A 24,571-nucleotide genomic window follows, 5' to 3' on the forward strand; every position below is an offset into this window, starting at 1 on the left:
TCATTGTCCGAAGTTCAGCGACAACTGCCCATCCCCCAAGAGATTGAACGTCAAGCGATGATAGGGTGTAGTGCCCCGCTCAGCAATGGCGGCACGATGTTTCTTGGTGGGATACCCCTTGTTACGATTCCAGTCATAATACGGATATTCCTCGTGAAGGCGGTTCATGTAGTCATCACGATAGGTCTTTGCCAAAATGGAGGCGGCAGCGATGGAAAGGTACTTCCCGTCTCCTTTCACTACGGTAGTATGCGGCAAGTCCCGATATTTTTTAAAGCGGTTGCCGTCTATCAGCAGATGTTGCGGACGGACATTCAGTTGGTCAACAGCACGGTGCATGGCAAGAAAGGAGGCATTGAGAATATTGATTTTGTCAATTTCTTCGGGAGAGACGACGCCCACCGCCCATGCCAGAGCCTCTTTCTCAATCACTTCACGCAAGGCATAGCGTTGTTTTTCCGTCAGCTGCTTGGAGTCGTTCAAAAGTTCATTCTTAAAGTCCGTTGGCAGAATAACAGCAGCGGCATAGACCGCACCGGCCAGACAGCCGCGACCGGCCTCATCGCATCCTGCCTCTATCAAATCTTTATTCAAATAAGGTAATAACATATATATCGCTATCTTTGAGGCACAAAGATAAATCTTTTTGGAGGGAAACCGGACTTCTAAGAAGAATTAATTAAATTTGCAGAAACAAGACGATGCCATGAAGAAAAACCTATGTCTACTACTCGTATGTCTTCTGTCAGCAGCTGCCCCACTGCAAGCTCAAGACATGCAGCAAGCACAGAAATTGATTGACCAAGCACGGAAATACCTGTACAACAACCCCAAACAAGCTTCCTACTATGCAGCTCAGGCTTCTGCCTTGTTTCCCGAAGATGAGCCCAGTGAGGTCCGCGCACAAGCTATGATTCTCTACTGTCAAGCCGAACAATTGTTGGGGAACTTCGACCTAAGTATCAAGAATCTTTATGACACCCAAAAATATATCCATCCCACCAACAAAAAACAAATGGCACAACTCTGCTCCTTGATGGGGCGTGTATACAGCAAACTAGGCGATTACAACAAAGCCATTGAACTGAACGACAAAGCAACCTCCATCTTCAAATCCATCGGCGATTCCACCTCTGTGGCCGGATGCTATAACGAACGTGGAGTAATGCACCACTTCATGAGTGAATTTACCGTTGCCGAGCGTTTCTTCCAGCGTGCGCTGGCCATCAACCGTGCCCAACGAAACCTGAAAGAGATTGCAACCAACCTGAACAACCTCTGTCTGTACCGGGGAAATACGGAAGAGAAACTTTCTTTCATCCAGGAAGCCATCACCATCAACAAGAATCTGGATGCCCAATGGTCTCTTGGCGAAAACTACAACAACATGGGGAAACAGTATTACTATGACAAGCAATACTCCAAAGCCTTGGAAGCCTTGCATAAAGCCTACGAGTATGCCCACAACATCGGAGCCCGCGAACTGATTTGCGACAATTACGAATATTCGTCCATGGTATATGCAGCTATAGGTGACTATGCCCAAGCCTATAAGTATCTGAACAAGAGGTACCACCTGGGCAAGGAACTGCAAAGTAGCAACAAGCTACGCAACATCGAGCAGGAAATTTCCTATAAAAGATACCAAGACCAAAAATATGCTACTGAAATGCAGGAACAAACCTACAAGATAGAGCTACTGAAACGCAATTTGTGGCTTTTGGGCAGCGTACTTATTCTGGGAATAGCTTTCAGCATCTTTCTATATAAATGGTATAAACGCCGAAAAGATTTGCAACTGATAGAAGCACGCTACCAATTGCAACTGTCCGAAAAAGAAGTGGCCGAACTGAAGATGCATCAGCAAGAGCTGGAACTTCAAAATGTACACAATGAACTGGCTACCAGTCGGCAGGAGGCAACCAGCTTCGCCGTATTCCTGAAAAGCCGCAATGAACTGCTGGACAAAATACGCGGAATGGTGAAAGAAGGATATAAGATGGACGCGCAAGCCATCACGCCCCACCTGAAGAAAATCAACGCATTCATCAGCCAGAGCCAAAGCGGAGACAAAACCAACAGTGCCCTATTGACAAACATCGATGATAAAAGCAATGAATTCCTCCAAAGACTGGTAGCGATTCATCCCAAACTGACACAAGGCGAGAAATATCTTGCCACCCTGCTAAGGGTGAACCTGTCTACCAAAGAAATATCCATGTTGACCGGCACCACCCCCAAAACCATCAATATGAACCGATACCGCCTGCGCAAATCCCTCAACCTCTCTTCCGAAGAAGACCTAACCGACTATCTACAGAATATATAACCCGGCTCAAGGCTGAAAATATTTATTTTGCATTTCTACCCTCACCGCCCTCACTGCTTACCTAAAAGTCTTTATTCATCGGACTTTCAGAGGTGAGTAAGGGCAATTTCAAAAAGGTGAGGGTAAAGTTTGCTCTCACTTTGTCTCAGTAGAAACAAGGCATCGAACAAGTAAGCATAGGCTCGCAAGTCCGGAAGAAGGGACTACTGTATCAGTATGCAAATGAAAGAACCGTCTACTGATGACGTTTATAAAGAAAAAAAGTGTCTAGTGAAATCAGGAAAAGACAGCTTTCTTTTTGTTTCCCCCAATATAACCGCTTGTTTCAACACACAGAACGGTTTGTTTCGACGTGTAGAACAATGTGTTTCATTAGGGCGAACACTTTGTTCCATTATAGTGAACACTTTGTTTCATACTATATAAACACCTTGTTTTATGTTGTGCAAACAAAACGTTTTATACTACATGAACGAAGTGTTTTGTACTGCAGAAACAAAGTGTTCATCACTATGAACTAATAAGTTATCCGTATTTTGCAAGAGATAAGATATGAATGTCATCCGTCTTATACTCGACTTCCTCTTTTACAGATGGCTTGCAGATAAAACATCTGCAAACCATCTGCAAGGGACATCATTGATAAACAGTAGTATCTCAACTCTCCTCCGGGGAGGAGAGTTGAGATACTACTGTTTATCAATGATTATAAAAGACTTGCGAAACTTGAGTTGCTTGATATTTCTAAAAGAGTTGGTTTCCTTCTTCATCTAATCACCGTTTACTTGCGCAACTCAATAATTAATGTAAATCGGGAAAAGTTTATGTGGATATAGTTTTGTAGATATAGAATATCTCATTTACTCCTATTTATCAAATACTTACAAAACTATTTGTAGATAATAAAACAAAGAATATCCCTCTCTTGTAGTCTGCTTGTAGATAACATTCATTAGCAATTCCTGTTTATGAAGCTTAATTTAGCATTGTGAAAAACCAATAGTATTAACCTTAAAAACTTATTCAAATGAGTAAAAGTAACTACTACAAAGAAAGAGTCATTCAGCTACTTCTCTTCTTTGCTTTTATGCTGCCTATGGGCGCATTGGCACAGAACATTCAGCTGAACGGTACCGTAACCGATGTTTCCGGTGAATCTGTCATCGGAGCCAGTGTATTAGAGAAAGGAACAACAAATGGAGTAATCACTGACATCGACGGTAACTTTACCCTCAGCGTTTCCCCAAAAGCCACTATTATTATCTCTTACGTGGGCTATGCTCCACAAGAAATCGCCCTCAATGGTCGCAAGGAATTGAAAGTGGTGCTGAAAGAAGACACCGAACTACTGGACGAAGTAGTCGTTATCGGTTATGGCACACAAAAGAAATCGGATGTTTCCGGTTCGGTAAGTTCCGTATCGGGCGATAAACTAAACAACATACCTACCGCTAATGCCGAAACTGCCCTGCAGGGTATGGCTCCCGGTTTGATAGTTAACTTTGGTAGCGGTGCCGCCGGCTCCACTCCCAGCCTGCAGGTGCGCGGTGTAACCACTTATGGAACAGACAACTCTCCGTTGGTAATTATCGATGGCGTTCCGGGTGATATGAGTTTTCTGAACCCCGAAGACATCAAGTCAATGTCTGTATTGAAAGACGCTGCCACCGCCGCTATTTACGGAGCACGCGCCGCCGCAGGCGTTATCCTGATTGAGACTTACCGTGGTACCAAATCCAAACCCAAAATCACGTTCTCAGCTTATTGGGGAGTGGATCAGATAGCCAAGAAACTGGATGTCTGCAATGCCGAAGAATTTATCCACATGGCAAAGATGGCCCGTACAAACGCCGGTCAAAACCCCAAAAACTGGCCTGCTTACATTGCGGCTTATGAGCAAGACCCCACACAGTTTGGCGACACCGATTGGCAGGACGAATACTACCGCAACGGCTTCACACAGAAATACAATGTGGGGTACACTAGTGGCAGTGAGAATGCCAACGTAGCTTTGTCCGTATTCTATTCAAAAAACGAAGCCATCGTGACCGGCACGGGTGACGAGAAATATGGCTTCCGCTTAAACTCAGACATGAAACGCGGCAAGTTCAAAGTGGGCGAATCAGTAAACTACAGCCGTTGGGAATCGGAAATGGAAGCCAACTCAGGTTTTCCCGGCATATACCAAGTGACCAACATGGAACCTATCGCACGTCTGTATGACGAGAATTGTGACGGCGGATACGGTGGTGCCATCCCCGGCATGAACATGAGCGATGCTGCCAACATGGTAGGTTATAATAACCTGATTGAGAACACCCGCGCCACAGATTACATCAAAGGATCGGGCTATCTGCAATATGAGCCCATCAAGGGACTGGTAATCAAGGCACAAGCAAGCCGTAGCCTCCTTTTCCGCGAAACCCGCGTATTCAAACCTACTTACGAACTGGGTGCCATGAAGTGGAACGAAAGCGCCTCACTATCACAGACCCGCACCAGAAGCGTCAACGACCTGCTGGAACTGACTGCCAACTACAACTTCACCATCAAAGACAGTCACGACTTCGCCTTCCTGCTGGGAGCTTCACAAGAAGAAAGCACTTACGACCTATTGGGTGCATCGGGTTCCGAATTCGAGAACAACGACATGGGCATTCTGGGCCAGGCACGCAAAGACTATGGTGTGCAAGGTGAAAAGACCCGTAGCGGCTTGCGTTCCGTATTTGGCCGTGTGAACTATAGTTGGAAAATGCGCTACATGTTAATGGCCTCGTTCCGCTATGACGGTTCTTCACGTTTTGCCGACGGTAACCAGTGGGGGTTCTTCCCCTCTGTATCAGTAGGCTGGAACATTGCCAACGAACCTTTCTGGGAAGATATGAAAGAAACAGTCAGCTCCTTCAAATTGCGTATGAGCTACGGCGCCCTCGGTAACCAATCGGTACCTCTCTATCTCTACATTCCCAAATTGGACTCCAACGCCGACAACATCAACTACCCCTTCGACGGCAAAGTCGTAAACCAGGGATATGCAGTACGTAGCCTCCCCTCAAGGAACATCAAGTGGGAAACTACCTTCTACAAAAACATCGGTGTGGACATGAGCCTATGGAACAACAAACTGGAATTCTCGATTGAAGGTTACATCAAGGACACCAAGGACATGCTTTCCGAAAAGAACATCAGTCTGTCTACCGGTTACGGTGCACTGACGGTGAACGACGGTGAACTGCGCACCACCGGTATGGAAATGCAACTGATTTACCACGGTAATGCAGGTAAGGACTTCAAGTATGACCTTGACTTCAACCTGAGCCACTTCAAGAGTAAACTGAAATCAATGGCAGACCCCAACTATATGTACGAATATGGTGCTTCACGTACCTACGTGGGTGGTTACTTCGGTGAATTCTGGGCTTACGAAACCGCAGGCATCATCCAAAATGAAGCAGAAGCCAAACTTTGGAAAGAATCACACGGACGCAAGGACAGCAAAGGCAACTGGATTCCCATGCAGCCCAACGCAGAACCCGGTGACCTCCGCTTCGTAGACCAAAACGGTGACGGCATGCTGGACAGCGATGACAAGAAGCTTCTGGGCAACGGTTGCCCCAAGGCCTCTATCGGCTTCAACGTAACACTGAATTACAAAAACTTCGATTTGGTAGCCAACTTCTACGGTGACCTCGGTGTAGACCGTTACAACTATACCAAATATCAATTGGAACGTATGGATACCAAGTTCAACTATGGCAGAAACGCACTGAAAGCATGGACTCCGGAGAACCCCAACACCAACATTCCACGTGCCGTATACGGCGACCCGAACAAGAATGCTCGCACTTCCGACCGTTTCATCGAACGAGGCGACTTCTTCCGCCTGAACAACTTGCAATTGGGCTACAACCTGCCTGCTACAGTTTGTGGTAAGTTGGGCATCAGCAACCTCCGTTTCTATGTAGGTGGTACACGCATCTTTACCATCACCGGTTACAGTGGCTATGACCCCTCTACCAACGGTGGTATTGACCGCATGGGTTACGACTATGCTTCATCACCTCTATGCCGCACTTTCATGGCCGGTATTAAATTCGGATTTTAATTGAACCAAAACTTTAAAAAAGATGATTATGAAATTAAAGAATATATTATTGTGCGCCTCAGTCTTAGGAGGCCTGGCACTCTCTTCATGTACCGGAAATTTCCTGGATGAAGACAGAAACCCCAACTCACTGGACCCCGAAAACTTCTGGAAGAGCGAATCCGACATCCTCAAAGGACTTACCGCAGCCTACGCTGGACTACAGCCTACCATCGAATGGGCGCAACCTTTCGAACGCTACATTGTGATAGACAACTACCGCAGCGACGAGCTGGACTACCGCCCCGACGTGACCGCCTGGATGGAACTGGCCATGTACAACAACGAATCGACCAACTACGTGCCCAACGATGAATGGACCAACCTCTATACCAGCATCAACTATTGCAACCAGTGTCTGGACAACATTCCCAATGTGCCCGACAACGATGACGAAGGCATCAAGCAGACCAAAGCGACCAGTATTGCCGAGGCACGTTTTCTGAGAGCTTTCTACTACTACCGTCTCTTCATCAACTTCGGTGAAAGACTACCAATGTTCGAGCACGAACTCGAAGGTACCGAAGAGGAATTCTATCCTCCTCAGGTAGAAGCCGGCAGACTGAAGACTTTCATCGAGACAGAACTGAGTGAATGTCAAGCCAACCTTCCCGAAAAATGGAATACAAACATGGCCGGACGCGTCACTAAATATACTGCCGCAGCACTCTTAGGCAAATACTATATGTTCATCGGCGAAAAGGCCAAAGCCAAAACAGAATTCTGGAAAGTCATTGACAGTCACAGATATGAACTGATGGAGAACTATGGCGACAACTTCAACGGACTACACGAGAACAATAAGGAATCCATCCTTGAAGTACAGTTCACCGGAAGTCTGGAAGGCGGGCACTACGAATACAATCTCTTTACCTTGCACTTGGGTCCCGACAGTGGCTGTGGCGCATACGAGGAAGCATATCCGTCCAAATGGTTATTCAATACACTGAAGAAAGACCTCACCGAAGATGGGGAATACAGCGACCGATTGTATGAGACTATCATTTTCGACGATCCCAAATCCCGTCCGTTCTATTACGAAGACGGCAAAGGATTCAGTGATTACCACCAAGAAGACAATATCTACTGGCGCAAATATGTGACTTACGACAAGTCATTGGGTGATTACTGGGATTATTCCGGTTTCAACATCCCCCTCATCCGCTATGCGGACATCCTGTTGCTCTATGCCGAGTGTCTGAACGATGAAGGAAACTCTAAAGAAGCCATCAAATACATCAACAAAGTACGTGACCGTGTACACGTAACGCCACTGTCCGACACCCTAAGTAAAGAACAAGTGCTGAAGCACCTGCAGGATGTGGAACGTCCTTGCGAACTGGCCCTCGAAGGCTCACGCTGGTATGATCTCATCCGTTGGGGCATTGTGGAAGACGCACTTAAGAGTCATGAAAAGCCTTTCGCAAGCAATTTCATATCGACCAAGCATATCAGACTCGCTATCCCTCACAAAGAATTCCTGATGAATCCTGATTGGGTGCAAAACGAAGGTTACACAAAATAACCGATAACCCTACAACTCAGTCTCTATCGGAAGCGAAATGCCGGAAACGGGATCCCATCCGATAGAGATTGCTTTTAATAGAACTCTCTGTTTCAAGACTTCATTTCATCATATACTTAATTTACCATGAGACATCCAAATAAAAACATCGCTTTGACTGGCATCGTTGCCTGCATACTGACCTCGTGCGTCAAAGCTCCCACTTCTTCAGAACCGCTTTTATCCAAGCAAGCGGACTTCTGTAATCTTATCAACATAAAGAACACTCCCGCCGGAGCCGTAGACTGGGATGCCTACGTCTTTGCCGACAAAGGTGCTTGGATGGCATACTCACTGCCCGACAACGAAAACCGTCGCCATGCCGGTGCTTTCATGGGACCTATGGTCATGACCGGACGCGGATGGATAGCTGCCGGACTCGCCGAACCTACGCTGTGGGTGAACGGCGAACAGTATAGGATGGTGTACAATGTACAGACCACCCGATACCTCCCCGGCAAACTGATACAGGAATACAACGATGAGAACTTAAACTTCACTACCGAATTGTGCTACCTCACCTCACGTTCCGTAGCCATACGTTCAATCGTGAAGAATATGAGCCAAAAACCGGTAAAGGTCAGCTTCGACTGGAACGGAGGCGTATACGAGCCTACCTCTGTCGTAAGCAGCATAGATAAAGGTCTCTCTTTCATCCGCCCCAAAGATTCCACGAACACGGTAATCCGATTCCTCACAGCAGACAAGATTCAGGCTGTGGGGAGCGATAGCCTGCACGTCACAGAAAAAAGTGAAATGACCCTGGAACCCGGCAAGACTTATCAGTCGGAGATGACTCAAACCCTGACGCTGCGCGGTGAAGACACAGCCAAAGAACTGGCTGCCATAGCAACGCTGAATATAGACAATTGCTTTGAACTAAACGAACAGCAATGGAACGCACAAATCGCTTCGTTGCTGAGCGGAAACAGCAAGTACCTCAAGGACAACAAATACCGCAAGGTACTCGTAAAAGCAATGATGACCCTGAACAGCAACTACCGCACCCCTGCCGGTGACATCCTGCATGGCGGCAGCAACCCGTCGTACAACGGATTCATCAACGGCATCTGGTCGTGGGACTCCTGGAAGATTGCTTCGGGCAACGTACATTTCAACGAGGAGATAGCCAAAAGCGAAATGATTACCCTCTTCGACTATCAAGCCGACAACGGCATGGTACCCGACTTCATCAGCTACAACAAGAAATACAATAACTGGCGCGATGCCAAACCGCCCGTAGCCGCCTGGGGAGCCATGAACGTGTATAAAGCTACCGGCGACAAGAAATTCCTCGAAACAATGTTCGACAAGCTCTATAAGTTCCATCAGTGGTGGTATGCCGAGCGTGACCACAATCACAACGGCATCTGCGAATACGGTTCCACCGACGGCACTCTCATTGCTGCCTGTTGGGAAAGCGGCATGGACAACGGCGTACGCTTTGACGATGCCGTGATGCAGAAAAACAGCGAGAAGGCATGGTCCATGAACCAGGAGAACATCTGCCTGAACTCGTTCCTCTACGTAGACAAGACCATCCTCGCCGAAATGGCAACCCTCCTGAACAAGCCCGAACTGGCGGCACAGCTTAATGCCGAAGCCAAAGTCATCAAGGAGTTCGTACAGACAAAGATGTGGGACAAGGAAACCGGATTCTTCTACGACACCCGTATCGATACCGGCGAGCACATCAAAGTGATGGGTGCCGAATGCTGGCTGCCACTCTGGGCAGGCATCGCCACTCCCGAACAGGCCAAACAGGTGATGCAGAAGATGATGGACCCGCAGAAGTTCAACTCCACCCTTCCATTGGGTACCTTGGACATCAGCCATCCTCGCCTGCGTCCCGTGCGCGGCTACTGGCGCGGCCCGGTCTGGGTAGACCAAGTGTACTTCGGTATCACCGGCCTGCGCAACTATGGTTTCGACCGGGAAGCCGACATACTGACTGAGAAGTTCATCAACAACGCCCAAGGACTCACCACCGACGGCCCTATCCACGAGAACTACAACCCGCTGACCGGCGAAGCGCTCAATTCGCCTAACTTCGGCTGGAGTTCGGCATGTATCATCAAGATGCTGCTCGATGAGTAACTCTCACGCAAAACAACTCTCAAAAGTCTGAAAAGACAAACGATTATACATCATTAAAAGCATACGAATATGAATAAGATACATTCAATCTGCACCCTCGCACTGATGCTACCGTTATGCGCATTTGCACAGTACGACGGTACACCCATGAACAAGACGGGCGACACCAAGAAAGCGGAAACCGCCGTAAGAACCGACAAATATCCTCACTCGGACAACGATTGGGAAAACTTTGATGTGTTGCACATCAACCGACTGCCTTCTGCCGCCACCTTCATGGCCTACACCACCAAAGAGAAAGCAGTGAAGAACGACAAGAGTCAATCGGAATATTTTCAGTCGTTGAACGGTACCTGGAAGTTTCAGTTTGTTCCCCGTTCGGACCAGCGCCCGATGGACTTCTTTGAAAAAGGCCACGATGTAAGCGGATGGGGCAACATCAAAGTGCCCGCCAACTGGGAAATGGAAGGCTATGGCCATCCTTTCTATGTAGGTGCCGGCTACGGCATCAAGCGCAACCCGCCACTCATTGCCGTGGAAAACAGTCCCGTAGGTTCCTACAAACGCACATTCAACGTCCCTGCCAACTGGAAAGGCAAGCAAATCGTCCTCCACTTCGGAGGCGTGGCCTCAGCTTTCTATGTGTGGGTCAACGGTGAAAAGGTGGGTTACTCGCAAGATTCCAAGACCCCCAGTGAGTTCGATATCACCCCCTATGCAGTAACCGGACAGAACGAGATTGCCGTGCAGGTATTCAAGTTCAGCGACGGCTACTACTTAGAAGATCAAGATTACTGGCGCTTTGCCGGTATACAACGTGATGTGTACCTTTATGCCCGTCCCAACATCCACGTGCGCGACTTTGAAGTAGTGACCGACCTCGACAACGAGTACAAGGACGCCGACTTCCACCTCTATGTGGAACTGGACAATGCCCAAAACTCCCAACGTACTCAAACGCCCAAGGTAAAAGGTGCCGAAGTGGAAGTGAGCCTGACGGACAAAGAGGGAAAAGTCATCTACACCGAACGCCAACGCGCCAAAGACAACAAGCTGCACTTCCTGAAACACATCGAAGCGCCCCTGCTGTGGAGTGCTGAAAAGCCCAACCTATACCAGATGATGATTACACTGCGTGCCAACGGCCAGACACAGTACATCTGCCGCAACATCGGATTCCGCAAATCGGAAATCAAACATGCACAGTTACTCGTCAACGGGCAACCCGTCTACATCAAGGGCGTAAACCGCCACGAACACGACCCTTACCACGGCCATGTAGTGGACGAAGCCTCCATGATACGCGACCTGGAACTGATGAAACAAAACAACATCAACAGCGTGCGCACCTCCCACTACCCCAACGACCCGCGCTGGTATGAACTGTGCGACATCTACGGCATGTATGTAGTGGACGAGGCCAACATCGAAAGCCACGGCATGGGCTACAAACCCGACCAATGCCTCGCCAACCAACCCGAATGGCAGAAGGCTTTCATCGACCGTACAGAACGTATGTTTGAACGCGACAAGAACCACCCCTGCGTCATCATCTGGTCATTGGGCAACGAAACCGGCTCAGGCTGTAACTTCCAAGCCACCTATGCTTGGATTCATGCCCACGACCGTTCCCAACGCCCCGTACACTCCGAGGACTCTGGCAAAAACCGTCCTTTCACCGACATCTTCTGCCCCATGTACAAGAAGATAGACGTGTTGATAAACCATGCTCTCTATCTGCCCACCATGCCCCTCATCCTCTGCGAATACGCTCATGCTATGGGTAATAGTGTGGGCAATCTGCAAGACTACTGGGACATCATCGAGAAGTACCCTTCTCTACAAGGCGGTCACATCTGGGACTGGGTGGACCAGGGTCTTTACAACAAGACCGACGACGGTAAGTTCTACTGGGCCTACGGCGGCGACCTTGCCCCCGAAGGCACTCCAAGCTCGGCCAACTTCTGCATGAACGGCCTGATTGCCGCAGACCGCACATTGAAGCCCCACATACATGAAGTGAAACGGGTGTACCAGAATATGGCTTTCAGATTGCTCGATTATCACGAAGGATTGGTAGAGCTTAGAAACAAGTTCTTTTTCACCAACCTGAATGACTTTGACTTCACTTGGCGTTTGGAAGGCAACGGCGAAGTATTGGCACAAGGACGCATAGATAATGTAGATTTGCCCGCCCAACAGACAGGCGTATTCCGGACACAGTTCCCCACCATCCATTCCTCCGAAGGAGTAGAATATTACCTGAATTTCTATGCCAGCCAGAAGCGCGACGAGGGTCTGCTGAAGGCCGGTACACAATTGGCTGCCGAACAAGTGAAGCTTCCCTTCTATAAGGCTGTTACCCCCAAAGCTGCCTCAGGCAACGTGACGGCAACCGACAGCGAAGCCCTGCTTGTCCTCACTGCCGGAAATGTCAGTGTAGGATTCGACAAAGCCACCGGAGCACTCTGCTCGTTCAAGGAAGGCAAGGAAGAGATGATTAAGGAAGCACTGCGTCCCAACTTCTGGCGTCCGGTGACGGACAATGACATGGGCAACGACATGAACAAGACCCTGCGCCCGTGGCGTGAAGCCGGACGTGGCGCCAAACTCACCTCATTGGAGAAAACAGCGCTCGACAAAGATGGCTATGAAGTAGTGTCACACTACCGTCTGCCCGAAGAAGTTGCCGGTTCGGAATTCATTGTCCGCTACCGCTTCTCACCGAGAGGCAGCCTCGATGTGAACTGTACTTTCATTCCTGCCAACGACACTTTACCTTTGATGCCCCGCATGGGTGTGAGCATCACCCTGAACAAGCAATACGACCAAATGGCATGGCTAGGTCGAGGTCCGCACGAGAACTATTGCGACCGCAACGGTTCTTCCTTCGTGGGTCTGTACAAAGGTAGCGTAGCCGAACAGTACTTCGCCTACGACCGTCCACAAGAAAACGGCAACAAGACCGATGTACGTTGGATGAGCCTCACCGATCTGAAAGGCAATGGCCTGATGGTTATCGGTGCACCCACAATCAGCGGCAGTGCCTACCTCTTCCCGACAGAAGATTTGGATGAACCCGGCACACGCAAGTCACAACGCCATATCTCAGACATCCAACCCAAAGATATGGTGACTTGGAACATAGACTTCAAGCAGATGGGTGTGGGTGGAGATACCAGTTGGGGAGCCTACCCGCATCAACCATACCTGATTCCTGCCCGTAAGATGGAATTCTCATTCCGCTTATGCCCTGCACAAGAAAAAGGAGTGAAAGAGAACCAAAGATATTTGGAAATGAAGTAATTTTGCAATTGTCAAACCTCAGAAGCGCCTCCCCCTCTTTGAACAGGAGGTGCTTTTGAGGGTAAGACAGCTTTCCATCTATTCACAAAACCATACAGACAATGTTTACAATCATCGGACTAATGCTCACAGGAATGCTGCTGGGCTACCTCTTACGGAAACGGGACTTAAAGAAGATTCATCCAATCATCACCCTGCTTATCTGGCTGCTACTGTTTATCCTCGGTATTGAGGTAGGAAGTAACGAAGAGATTATCAGAGGACTCCATACCATCGGATATGAAGCCGTTGTCCTCACCTTGGGAGGGACCTTGGGAAGTGTTATCGCTGCTTGGGCACTCTGGAGAGCTTTGTATAAAAGGAAAGGAGGCAGGGCATGAAAGGAAGTCTTATCATTGTGGGCTTTTTTGTATTGGGTACGATTTGTGGTGTGTGCCATCTGTTGCCTTTTGATATTGCAGAAACCAATATCAGCTATTACGCGCTTTGCGCGCTGATGTTCAGTGTAGGGTTGAGCGTAGGCAACGACCCGCAGACCCTGAAGAACTTCCGTTCACTCAATCCGCGGCTGGTATTCCTGCCCATCATGACGATACTGGGAACACTGGCAGGTTCGGCAGCCGTCAGTCTGATTCTGACACACCGTTCTATAACGGACTGTCTGGCCGTAGGCTCGGGATTCGGCTATTACTCGCTCTCCAGCATCTTCATTACCGAATACAAGGGAGCCGAGCTGGGCACCATCGCCCTGCTTGCCAATATCAGCCGGGAGATTCTGACACTGCTGGCCGCCCCGTTGCTGGTACGATGGTTCGGAAACCTTGCCCCCATCTCTGCCGGAGGAGCCACGACGATGGACACCACACTACCCATCATCACACGGACAGCCGGACAGCAGTTTGTCGTAGTTTCCATCTTCCACGGGTTTGTGGTCGATTTCAGCGTTCCGTTCCTGGTGACATTGTTCTGCTCGATATAGGGCTTTTACCCTCTTTTGACAGACACCGGTCTCTGACAAGAGCCATTTTTATATCACTAAATCCTATTAATAATGAAAACCAAACTTTATACCTTTCTCCTTTCTTCGCTGCTTTGCACCGGTGCCCTGGCCGACAACGAGCCGTGGCAGAACCCGCAAGTCAACGAAATGAACAGAGAACCGATGCACGCCCACTTCACTCCGTTTACGAATGAAGCCAACGCATTGAAACAACGTGCCTTGCCCGCCAACGTACGGTTCGACGTTAATCCTGCAACGGAACGCCGTATCACTCTGGACGGCACCTGGAAATTTCTTTTTTCAAAGAACAATGACCTCTGCCCCAAAGACTTTCACAAGCCCGGATTCAGTACCCGCAAGTGGAGTAAAATTGAAGTTCCGGGAAGCTGGGAACTGCAAGGCTTCGATGCACCTATCTATACAGATACCCGTTATCCGTTCCCCCCCAATCCGCCCTACGTGCCTACCGACTACAATCCCGTAGGTGCTTATATCCGCGAGTTCACCGTCCCGGCTAGCTGGGAAGGCATGGACATCTTCCTTAATTTCGAAGGGGTGGAGTCTGCCTACTATGTATGGGTAAACGGCGAATTGGCGGGTTATGCCGAGGACAGCCGCCTGCCGTCGCACTTCAACATCACCCACCTGCTGAAGAAGGGCAACAACAGACTGGCTGTAAAAGTATTCCGTTATAGCGACGGTTCCTACCTGGAAGGCCAGGACTACTGGAAATACAGCGGCATCGAACGGAGTGTTTATCTCTACGCCCGCCCCCAGAGCCGCGTCAAGGACTTCCGGATGACAGCGGAACTGATAAACAACTACAAGGATGGCGAACTAAAGCTGGACGTATTCCTCCATCGGCCTAAAGCCGGAGAAACGGTGGAAGTCAAGGTAATGGACAAGGACAAGGTTATCTATGACCGGAAAAAGTCCATAACCTCTGCCACAGACACTTTGTTTACCCAGCAGCAAGTGTTCCCGAATGCACGAGCCTGGAATGCCGAAACACCGAACACCTACACGCTGGTAGTCAGCACCTTTGATGCACAAGGGAAACCGCAGGAATCCTTTACGCACCTTTTTGGCTTCCGTACCGTGGAAATGATGAACGGCATGCAGATGATTAACGGCCAGGCCGTCCTCTTCAAGGGGGTGAACCGTCACGAGCACGACCCGCACAAGGGACGTACCATCACCGTGGGGTCCATGATACACGACATCCAGCTGATGAAGCAGTTCAACCTGAACGGTGTACGCAACTGCCACTACCCGAACAACTATGCGTGGTACGAGCTTTGCACAGAATTCGGACTTTATATGGTAGACGAAGCCAACATCGAGAGCCATGGCATGATGTTCCACAAGGATGAGACCCTTACCAACTATCCCGACTGGGAGGTGCCTTTCATGCAGCGCATGAGCCGCATGATTGCACGCGACCGCAACTACTCCGCCATCGTGACTTGGTCCATGGGCAACGAGTCGGGCTACGGCAAGCACTTCGAAACTCTGTATGACTATACCAAGAAGATAGACCCCACCCGTCCCGTACAATACGAAGGGGGTGGTTACAACTCAAAGAGCGACATCTACTGCCCCATGTACGCACGCATCTGGAGGCTGCGCCAGCACGTGAACCAGCGTGATGCCCGCCCCATGATTCTCTGCGAATATGCCCATGCCATGGGCAACAGTGTAGGAAACTTCCAGGACTACTGGGACTTGATTTACAAGTACGACCAACTGCAAGGCGGTTTCATTTGGGACTGGGTGGACCAGACGTTTGCCATCAAGGACGAGAACCAGCGCGACATCTGGGCTTTTGGCGGCGACATGGGATTTGTAGGCGTCGTCAACGACTCCAACTTCTGTGCCAACGGCCTGATTGCTGCCGACCGCACCCCGCACCCGCACATCTACGAAGTGAAGAAGGTATTGCAATATATCCATTTCGAACCACTCGCCTTCACCCCGAACAAGATAAAGGTCACCAACTGGCACGATTTCATCGGATTGGAAGGATATACCCTCCGCTGGGCAGTGGAATGCGACGGCAAGACCGTTCAGAACGGTGAGATGGATTTCCCCAAGATTGCTCCCAGAAACTCTGCCAACATAGAATTGCCACTGAAAGCGCTGCCTGCCGACGGCAAGGAGTATTTCCTCACACTGCGTGCATTCACCAAGCACGAAGCGCCATTAGTACCGAAAGGACACGAGGTTGCCATCGAACAATGGGAATTGTCTTCTGCACCGTCAGCCAAAACTGTTCAGCCGGTGGAAGGAACGCTGACCGTAGACCGCAACAACGAAACACTGACCGTGAAAGGCAACAACTTCCAGGTAGCTTTCTCTACCCGAAACGGTGAAATGACAGAGTTGAACTACACCGGAAAGAATCTGATTAAAGAAGGGCTACAACCCAACTTCTGGCGCCCGTTGACCGATAATGATATTCCAAATGGGCACCTGATACGCTGCGGCACCTGGAGAAACGCCGGACGCGATGCCAAACTGCAGAACATCGAAGTTGCAGAAGCCGGACAAACGGCTACTGTCACTGCGACCTACCGCATGGAAGAACAAGATGCTGATTTGCAGACTCTCTACAAAATCACTCCCGACGGCAAGGTTCAGGTAACCATGCACTTCACCCCCGGCAAGAAGCCATTGAGCGAGATGCCTCGTCTGGGCATGCGCATGATACTCCCTGCCGAATATGAAATGATGACCTGGCTGGGCCGTGGTCCGCAAGAGACGTACGCCGACCGCAAGACGGGAGCATTGATAGGCCTCTACAACGCCACGGTGTGGGAACAATTCCATCCGTATGTACGTGCCCAAGAGACGGCCAATCATTGTGACGTACGCTGGGTGGCCCTGCGCAATGCTGCCGGTGAAGGTCTGCTGGTAGTGGGCGAGGAACCGTTGAGCGTAAGCGCCTGGAACTTCCCGATGGAGGACATTGAATACCGTCCCTCACAGATGGAGCGCCGCCACGGTGGAAGCATCCAGAAGAAAGATATGATATGGCTCAACATCGACCACAAGCAGATGGGCGTAGGCGGTGACAATACCTGGGGAGCACAAGTTCATCCCGAGTACACCATCACTCCGCACGAATGGAAATACAGCTTCACGCTCGCCCCTCTCGCACCGGAGGATGATGCGGCGGAACAAGCGCACAAATAACCGTTAAATACCTCATTCATATGAAATACAAATTTATACGCATACTCTGCTTCACATTGTTGGCTGCAGGCATCGCAGCCTGCACCCCCGGCATGAAAAGCACTACGGAGAAACGGTATGCCTTCGCCGACATACTGGACATCTCCTACACTCCCGACACTCTGCACCGCTGCTACGGTTGGTTCACCGACGCCGGCTCGTGGATGGGCTTCACGCCGCCCGAACGGCAACAATGGGTCAACGGCTTCTGCGGCCCCTTCAGCCTCGATATGTTCCGCCGCCAGTGGATGGCACAGTCAGCCGCCGTCGTAGGCTTTGCCAAAGATACACAAAACATTTTTGTTCCGGATTCCACTTGCTATTACCCCGGCGAGCTCTATATGTCGGCACATTCCACCCACGGGAGCATCACGCAACGGCTCAACTTCACAAGTGCCTCGACCGCCTTGCTGCGCATCGAAGCCGACACGGCTGAAGACCTGCTGTTCTCCGGTAGCCAATGGGGCAAAGACATTACCGTCAGCGTAGAACAGAACTCCGTCATCGCCCGTCATCCCAGTGGCGAAACCGTAACCGTGACCTTCACTCCTAATGTAGAGCTGGCCAAGACCGACAATAACTATACAGCCCTCGTCCGCTCTCCGCGCTACCCTGTCAACGTAGCCATCTCTTTCTTCACTTCCGAAAAAGAGATGACTGCCAACCTGCAAAACCTGCCGGGCCTGCTCAACAATCCCGCCCCCGCCCTGCAAGCCAACGCCGAACGTTGGGAAGGTTACCTCACCAAGATACTGCGCAAGGATATGAAGCCCGAATATGACCGTATCGCCGTGAAAGCCGTCACCACGCTCATCTCCAATTGGCGGACACACCGCGGTGGATTGCTTCACGAAGGTATCATCCCGAGCCATGCCGTAGGCTATTTCGTCGGCTTTTGGGCATGGGATAGCTGGCGCTTCAGTGCCGGAACCGCCAAATTCGACCCCGAACTGGCCAAGAACAACATCCGAGCCATGTTCGACTACCAGCAACCGGACGGCATGATTATCGACTGTATCTACACCGACCCCTCCGAGAACAATGCCCGTGACAGCAAGCCTCCCTTGGTATGCTGGGCTGTCGATGAAATATTTACCCATACGGGTGACACCGCCTTCGTTGCCGAGATGTATCCGCAACTGCTCTCCTATTATAGATGGTGGTACGAGAAGCGCGACCACAACCGCAATGGCATGTGCGAGTACGGTGCTACCGACGGAACACTGGAAGCTGCGGCCTGGGAAAGCGGCATGGACAACGCCATCCGTTTTGACGGCGCCGTGATGCTGAAAAACGAAGGCTACGAGGATGCCTGGAGTATGGATCAGGAGAGTGTGGACTTGAACGCTTATCTGGCACTGGAATGCAAACTGCTGAAGAAATTCTCCAGCCTGCTGAAGATACCTTTCGACGCACCGGACTACAGTAGCCAGGTAGCCGACTATTTCTTTGACAAGAACATCAACTTCTTCTGCGACCGCCGCCTGAAGGACGGTTCATTCATCGAAGAGCCGGGCTGCGAAGCCTACACTCCGTTGTGGACCCGGATTGCCACACAAGCGCAAGTGGACAGCATGCTGCCCATGCTTCAAGATACGGCAAAGTTCTCCACGTATATCCCCTTCCCGACCATTGCCGCCGACAATCCCAAATACAATCCGCGCGGCTACTGGCGTGGCCCCATCTGGCTGGACCAGACCTACTTTGCCATCCGTGGACTGCGCAACTACGGCTACAACCAGCTGGCAGATGAATATACGCTGCAAGTCTTCGACCGCCTGAGTGGGCTGAAAGAGGGTGCTCCCATCCACGAGAACTACGGAACCCATACCGGCGAACGCCTGAAAGCTCCCCATTTCAGCTGGAGCTCCTCACATCTGTTGATGATGTACGACGATTACGGTAAGTAAACCGGGATTCCATATATGTCATAACTCACCACAGATTACACAGATTCACGCAGATTTTTTTAGTTTATTGATATCTGACATATTTATCTGTGTGAATCTGTGTAATCTGTGGTGAGTTATGACACTTTCATGAAGAACAAAAGCGATATGATTATTATCGGTAAACCTGCACCGGAAGCTCTCCACGCAAAGCTCCCAGCGCATTCATTACCAATGCTTCCAATTCGTCTTCTCCGGGATAGACGTGGACGGGAGCAAGGAAAGACACGCGCTCCTGCAACCGCGAAGTGATGTACTCGGAATGTGCCATACCTCCCGTAAGCAGAATGGCGTCCACCTTGCCATAAAGCACAACAGCAGCACCGCCTATCTCCTTGGCAATGCGGTAAATCATGGCATCAAGCACCAAAGCGGCATGGGTGTCTCCCTCAGCGATGCGCCTCTCTATGGCGGGAATGTCGGTAGTACCCAAATGGGCGGCAAGTCCCGCCTTGCCGGAAATACGTTTCTTCAGTTCTTCGGTAGTGTAACGCCCCGAGTGACAAAGGTCTATCAGCTGCCCGGCGGGCAGGGTACCTGCACGTTCGGGCGAAAAAGGACCGAAACCGTCGAGGGCATTGGGCACGTCCACCGCACGGCCGTGGCGGTGGACTCCTACGGAAACGCCTCCACCCAAGTGACAGACAATCAGATTGAGGTCTTCGTAATGCACGGGAGCTTCGGGCTGCAGGGCACTACGCTCGGCAGCATAGCGCCGGGCGATGGCTCGCTGGTTCAAGGCGTGCCAGATGGTGATGCTGGGCATCAGAGGCGAACCGGTGATGCGTGCCACATCGTCCAGTTCGTCCACCACGCCGGGATCGGCTATGAAAGAGGGGCAGCCGGGCAGCATGGCGGCAAGTTCGTGGGCTATCAGACAACCTAAGTTGCAGGCGTGGGTACGCATGGCGTGGAGCATATCGTCCAACATGGCATCGTTCACGGCATACACACCGCCAGGAATGGGTTTCAACAATCCCCCACGGCCGACGATGGCATCGAACTTAAAGGGAATGTCATTGGCCTCCAGCGCTTCCAGCACCAAGTGCTTGCGGAATTCGAACTGGTCGATGATGCGGGGAAATTGGGAAAGCTCCTCCACCGAATGCCGGATGTTGAGTACCAGACGGGGAGTTTCATCCTCATAGACAGCAATTTTTGTCGAGGTGGAACCGGGATTTACTGCCAGTATTTTCATTGATTACGATTTACAAATTACGAACTACAAATTACTAATTACAATCAAGGTTCTTTCACCCCGCTGGTCAGGCAAGCCATGGCAATGCTGTAATATTTGGACAAACCGGAATCGCTACGCGACGGTAATACCACCGGACATGAGGGTCCTTGCAGCAACCCGGCCATATCGGCATGAGAAAACAGAGATACAGCCTTATAAAAAGCATTGCCCGATTCGATGTTTGGGAATATCAACACATCCGCCTCCCCGTCAATCGGTGATACAATGCCTTTGATGTTACCGCTCGTCTTCTCACAAGAGGTCTTCACATCCAGCGGGCCGTCGATGATGACATTGCCGAACTCTCCGGCTTCCGCCAGTTCTACAATATTCACATAGTCCAATGAATGGGGGAATTTGGCGCTAACCTTCTCCGTGCAATGAATCAGCGCGATGCGTGGCTGCTCTATCCCGAAATGGCGGCAAGTATGGATGGCATACCAAATCATTTCAATGCGCTGTTGCAGTGTCGGGCGGGGAATGACCGCAGCATCGGAGAAAAAGAGCAGTTTATCGTAAGTAGGTATCTGCATCACGGCCAGATGGGTCAGAATCTTTCCTTTAGGCAACAAACCATGTTCCTTGTCCAGAATGGCACGTAGCAAATTGTCGGTATTGATGATGCCTTTCATCAGGATGTCCGCTCCACCCTCGCGTACGATACGCACCGCCTCACGTGCAGCCTCATCGGAATCTTCTATATGCAAGGTACTGACATATTGAGGATATTTCTTCAAAGTGGGATATTTTTCCAATATGGCAGAATCGCCAATCATCAGAAATTCCGCAATCCCCTCCTCCAAGGCACGGGATATGGCATATTCTGTATTAGGGTCATTGGCACAGACTACCGCAATACGTTTCCTCTTATTCAAGGTTTTCAGGTGGGCTGTTAACTGGGCAAAGTTCCGTATCGGTTCCATAACGTTAGATTTTTAGCAAATATCTAAAAAAATGTCGAGAAATACAGCATTTGCCCCGTTGAAATTTTATATGTTTAATATCATTTTGATATGTTCACCACAGATTACACAGATTGACACGGATTTGAACAGAATTTGAATTACTCTGTTGATTATATATCATATATAACCTCCCTCTCTTCTGTTAAAAATCCGTGTTAATCTGTGATATCTGTGGTGAATTGTGTACTTTTGCCCAAAATAGATTGATAATATATATGGGTAGTCTTATTTTCCCTCCGTATCTGCAGGAAGGTGACCGTGTCATTGTTCTCTCCCCTTCCAGCAAGATTGACAAATCTTTCCTGAAAGGCGCCTACAAACGTTTGAAGTCCTGGGGGCTGGAAGTCGTATTCGCAAAGCACGCGGGGAGTTCCAACGGAACGTATGCAGGAAATATCCGGCAACGCCTCGAGGACCTGCAGGAAGCCATGGACGATGAAGAAGCCAAAGTCATATTCTGTAGTCGGGGCGGTTACGGAGCCGTGCATCTGATAGGCAAACTGGATTTTACCAAGTTCAGGCAGCATCCCAAATGGCTCATCGGATTCAGTGACATCACCGCCCTCCATAATCTGTTCCAGCAGAATGGCTTCGCGTCGTTGCACGCCCCCATGGCGCGCCATCTCACAGTAGAACCGGAAGACGACTTCTGCACACAAGCACTGAAGGATATACTGTTCGGGCAGGCATTGGGAGGAACCGAAGCATTCAGTTATGTCTGCCCGGGGCACAAACTAAATCATAAGGGAGAGGGAAAAGGCGTGTTGCGCGGCGGCAATTTGTCTGTGTTCTACGGGCTGCGTGGTACTCCTTACGATATTCCCGCCGAAGGCACCATCCTCTTCATCGAAGATGTGGGAGAACGCCCGCATGCGGTGGAACGCATGATGTACAATCTCAAACTGGGAGGTGTCCTCGACAAGCTTTCCGGCCTCATCATCGGACAATTCACCGAATACGAGGAGAACAAGTCCCTGGGAAAAGACCTATATGGCGCATTGGCCGATTTGGTGAAGGAATACGATTACCCGATATGTTTCGATTTTCCCGTCGGACATGTCAGCATGAATGTACCGCTGATAAACGGCGCTGCGGTAACACTGAAAGTTGGAAAGAAAGAAGTGAAACTAAGTTTTAATACAGAAAGAGAATGAAACGGAATTATACATTCATCCCGTTGCTGCTGTTGCTGATTGTAGCGATAGTGGCATGCAGCAACAACAGCAGCAAGTCTGCAGCCGATAATGACAGTGAGGGCGATGCGACCAAAGCGACTGTCCAAGTGCCCCAGTTCAGTGCAGACAGTGCATACCAATACATACAGACCCAAGCGGATTTTGGTCCGCGCGTGCCCAACACCGCCGCCCACAAAGCCTGCGGAGAATTCCTTGCCAAGAAGCTGGAAGAATTCGGCGCCAAAGTATACAACCAGCATGCCGACCTGGTGGCTTACGACAACACCATCCTGAAAGCGCGCAATGTTATCGGCGCCTATAATCCGGAAAGCAAAAGGCGTGTACTGCTCTGTGCCCATTGGGACAGCCGTCCTTATGCCGACCAGGATGCCGACAAGACGAAGCATCACAGCCCCATCCTGGGTGTGAACGATGGAGCCAGCGGTGTGGGCGTATTGCTCGAAGTGGCCCGCCAACTACAGCAGCAGGCTCCAGCCATAGGCATCGACATCATCTTCTTTGACGCCGAAGACTATGGCATCCCCTACTTCTATCAAGGTGCATACAAGAACGACACTTGGTGCCTGGGCTCGCAATATTGGGGACGAGTACCTCATGTAGACGGCTATAATGCCCGCTACGGCATCCTGCTCGACATGGTGGGTGGAAAGAACGCCACCTTCTACAAGGAACAGTTCTCTCAAAGAACCGCCGGTAAGTACGTGAACAAGATATGGAACACAGCCCACCGCCTGGGCTTCGGCAACTTCTTCCCCAAAGAAAAAGGCACCGAAGTGACAGACGACCATATGTATGTATACAACCTGCGGCAGATTCCCTGCGTAGACATCATCAACTATGACCCGAACTGCGACACCGGCTTCGGTGACTTCTGGCACACGATAGACGACACCATGGACATCATCGACAAGGGCACTCTCAACGCAGTGGGACAGACCTTGCTCGAAGTCATCTACAATGAGAAATAGACAATCAAATAGTAAATCGTAAATAGTAAATTCCATGATAAGTATCAACGAAGTACAAGATGAAGTAATTGCCGAATTCAATGATTTCGACGATTGGATGGACCGGTACCAACTTCTTATTGATTTAGGAAACGAGCAGGAACCGCTCGACGAAAAATACAAGACGGAACAAAACCTGATTGAAGGTTGCCAGAGCCGCGTATGGCTGCAGGCAGACGAAGTGGACGGAAAAATTATTTTCCAGGCCGAAAGCGACGCACTGATTGTGAAAGGAATCATTTCACTGCTTATCAAAGTACTCTCCGGGCACACACCGGATGAGATACTGAACGCCGACCTCTATTTCATTGATAAAATAGGACTGAAGGAACACTTGTCGCCCACCCGTAGCAACGGACTGCTGTCTATGGTAAAGCAGATGCGAATGTATGCGCTGGCCTTCAAAGCGAAAGACATCTAAAGGTTACGACCGACAATATATAAGCTAATAATCAGCAGATTATATTTACCGGATGTTTACCCTATAATGTAAAAGCCGTTTGTCTTATCCTGATATAGGTAGACACATTTACAAACTAA

General features: G+C 49.9%; 15 protein-coding genes. 12 read left to right on the top strand and 3 right to left on the bottom strand.

The genetic code is table 11. From position 1 onward, the window contains the following. Entirely contained in the window at positions 1-609 is a 609-nt protein-coding gene (locus DW096_RS10585; RefSeq protein ID WP_005834538.1) for a ribonuclease HII, read from the bottom strand. Between the two features lie 97 nt (positions 610-706). Between DW096_RS10585 and DW096_RS10590 the strand changes: the two genes are divergently transcribed. The 9 genes from DW096_RS10590 to DW096_RS10635 all read left to right on the top strand — a co-directional run bounded on the left by DW096_RS10590 (position 707) and on the right by DW096_RS10635 (position 19,584). Further along, positions 707-2,329: a tetratricopeptide repeat protein gene (locus tag DW096_RS10590; RefSeq protein WP_120028750.1), complete on the top strand. Its 1,623-nt coding sequence runs from the start codon at positions 707-709 to the stop codon at positions 2,327-2,329. Positions 2,330-3,356: 1,027 nt separating this feature from the next. Then, positions 3,357-6,434 carry a TonB-dependent receptor gene (locus tag DW096_RS10600; RefSeq protein ID WP_005830477.1) on the top strand — a complete coding sequence of 1,026 codons (3,078 nt, stop codon included), beginning with the start codon at positions 3,357-3,359 and terminating at the stop codon, positions 6,432-6,434. A gap of 28 nt (positions 6,435-6,462) precedes the next feature. Continuing rightward, positions 6,463-7,998: a RagB/SusD family nutrient uptake outer membrane protein gene (locus DW096_RS10605; RefSeq protein WP_005834532.1), complete on the top strand. Its 1,536-nt coding sequence runs from the start codon at positions 6,463-6,465 to the stop codon at positions 7,996-7,998. 126 nt (positions 7,999-8,124) lie between these two features. Further along, entirely contained in the window at positions 8,125-10,134 is a 2,010-nt protein-coding gene (locus tag DW096_RS10610; RefSeq protein WP_044467897.1) for a trehalase family glycosidase, read from the top strand. Positions 10,135-10,203: 69 nt separating this feature from the next. Continuing rightward, positions 10,204-13,440 carry a glycoside hydrolase family 2 TIM barrel-domain containing protein gene (locus tag DW096_RS10615; RefSeq protein WP_117704098.1) on the top strand — a complete coding sequence of 1,079 codons (3,237 nt, stop codon included), beginning with the start codon at positions 10,204-10,206 and terminating at the stop codon, positions 13,438-13,440. 101 nt (positions 13,441-13,541) lie between these two features. Next, complete coding sequence (locus DW096_RS10620) at positions 13,542-13,820, top strand: LysO family transporter (protein ID WP_005834527.1); 279 nt, start codon at positions 13,542-13,544, stop codon at positions 13,818-13,820. Then, the gene (locus DW096_RS10625) at positions 13,817-14,419 is read left to right on the top strand and encodes a lysine exporter LysO family protein (RefSeq protein ID WP_005830487.1); all 603 of its coding nucleotides are present in this window, start codon (positions 13,817-13,819) and stop codon (positions 14,417-14,419) included. The genes DW096_RS10620 and DW096_RS10625 overlap by 4 nt, the downstream gene beginning before the upstream one ends. Before the next feature lie 72 nt (positions 14,420-14,491). Then, positions 14,492-17,635 carry a glycoside hydrolase family 2 TIM barrel-domain containing protein gene (locus DW096_RS10630; RefSeq protein ID WP_117963377.1) on the top strand — a complete coding sequence of 1,048 codons (3,144 nt, stop codon included), beginning with the start codon at positions 14,492-14,494 and terminating at the stop codon, positions 17,633-17,635. A 20-nt stretch (positions 17,636-17,655) separates the two neighbouring features. Further along, the gene (locus tag DW096_RS10635; protein ID WP_120028749.1) at positions 17,656-19,584 is read left to right on the top strand and encodes a trehalase family glycosidase; all 1,929 of its coding nucleotides are present in this window, start codon (positions 17,656-17,658) and stop codon (positions 19,582-19,584) included. Between the two features lie 154 nt (positions 19,585-19,738). On the opposite strand, the gene buk is transcribed toward DW096_RS10635, so the two are convergent. Both buk and DW096_RS10645 read right to left on the bottom strand, forming a co-directional pair. Then, complete coding sequence (buk, locus tag DW096_RS10640) at positions 19,739-20,821, bottom strand: butyrate kinase (protein WP_005830498.1); 1,083 nt, start codon at positions 20,819-20,821, stop codon at positions 19,739-19,741. Between the two features lie 44 nt (positions 20,822-20,865). Continuing rightward, entirely contained in the window at positions 20,866-21,786 is a 921-nt protein-coding gene (locus DW096_RS10645) for a phosphate acyltransferase (protein WP_005834523.1), read from the bottom strand. Positions 21,787-22,043: 257 nt separating this feature from the next. On the opposite strand from DW096_RS10645, the gene DW096_RS10650 reads away from it, so the two are divergent. From DW096_RS10650 to DW096_RS10660, 3 genes are read left to right on the top strand one after another with little or no spacing between them, the layout of a single operon-like run. Further along, positions 22,044-22,982, top strand: coding sequence for an LD-carboxypeptidase (locus DW096_RS10650; protein WP_005830507.1), 939 nt, complete (start codon positions 22,044-22,046; stop codon positions 22,980-22,982). Further along, positions 22,979-23,992 (top strand): M28 family peptidase, encoded by a 1,014-nt coding sequence (locus DW096_RS10655; RefSeq protein ID WP_005830510.1) that lies wholly within the window; start codon positions 22,979-22,981, stop codon positions 23,990-23,992. The genes DW096_RS10650 and DW096_RS10655 overlap by 4 nt, the downstream gene beginning before the upstream one ends. 37 nt (positions 23,993-24,029) lie before the next feature. Continuing rightward, on the top strand, positions 24,030-24,452 hold the full coding sequence (locus DW096_RS10660; RefSeq protein WP_034525971.1) for a SufE family protein: 423 nt from the start codon (positions 24,030-24,032) through the stop codon (positions 24,450-24,452). Positions 24,453-24,571: the final 119 nt, after the last annotated feature.

This window comes from Bacteroides sp. AM07-18 (assembly GCF_003602695.1).
Taxonomy (GTDB): domain Bacteria; phylum Bacteroidota; class Bacteroidia; order Bacteroidales; family Bacteroidaceae; genus Bacteroides; species Bacteroides uniformis.

Bases quoted from the DNA above. Each gene is read 5' to 3' on its own strand.
- DW096_RS10585 (WP_005834538.1), bottom strand. From the start codon at position 609: ATGTTATTACCTTATTTGAATAAAGATTTGATAGAGGCAGGATGCGAT.
- DW096_RS10590 (WP_120028750.1), top strand. From the start codon at position 707: ATGAAGAAAAACCTATGTCTACTACTCGTATGTCTTCTGTCAGCAGCT.
- DW096_RS10600 (WP_005830477.1), top strand. From the start codon at position 3,357: ATGAGTAAAAGTAACTACTACAAAGAAAGAGTCATTCAGCTACTTCTC.
- DW096_RS10605 (WP_005834532.1), top strand. From the start codon at position 6,463: ATGAAATTAAAGAATATATTATTGTGCGCCTCAGTCTTAGGAGGCCTG.
- DW096_RS10610 (WP_044467897.1), top strand. From the start codon at position 8,125: ATGAGACATCCAAATAAAAACATCGCTTTGACTGGCATCGTTGCCTGC.
- DW096_RS10615 (WP_117704098.1), top strand. From the start codon at position 10,204: ATGAATAAGATACATTCAATCTGCACCCTCGCACTGATGCTACCGTTA.
- DW096_RS10620 (WP_005834527.1), top strand. From the start codon at position 13,542: ATGTTTACAATCATCGGACTAATGCTCACAGGAATGCTGCTGGGCTAC.
- DW096_RS10625 (WP_005830487.1), top strand. From the start codon at position 13,817: ATGAAAGGAAGTCTTATCATTGTGGGCTTTTTTGTATTGGGTACGATT.
- DW096_RS10630 (WP_117963377.1), top strand. From the start codon at position 14,492: ATGAAAACCAAACTTTATACCTTTCTCCTTTCTTCGCTGCTTTGCACC.
- DW096_RS10635 (WP_120028749.1), top strand. From the start codon at position 17,656: ATGAAATACAAATTTATACGCATACTCTGCTTCACATTGTTGGCTGCA.
- buk (WP_005830498.1), bottom strand. From the start codon at position 20,821: ATGAAAATACTGGCAGTAAATCCCGGTTCCACCTCGACAAAAATTGCT.
- DW096_RS10645 (WP_005834523.1), bottom strand. From the start codon at position 21,786: ATGGAACCGATACGGAACTTTGCCCAGTTAACAGCCCACCTGAAAACC.
- DW096_RS10650 (WP_005830507.1), top strand. From the start codon at position 22,044: ATGGGTAGTCTTATTTTCCCTCCGTATCTGCAGGAAGGTGACCGTGTC.
- DW096_RS10655 (WP_005830510.1), top strand. From the start codon at position 22,979: ATGAAACGGAATTATACATTCATCCCGTTGCTGCTGTTGCTGATTGTA.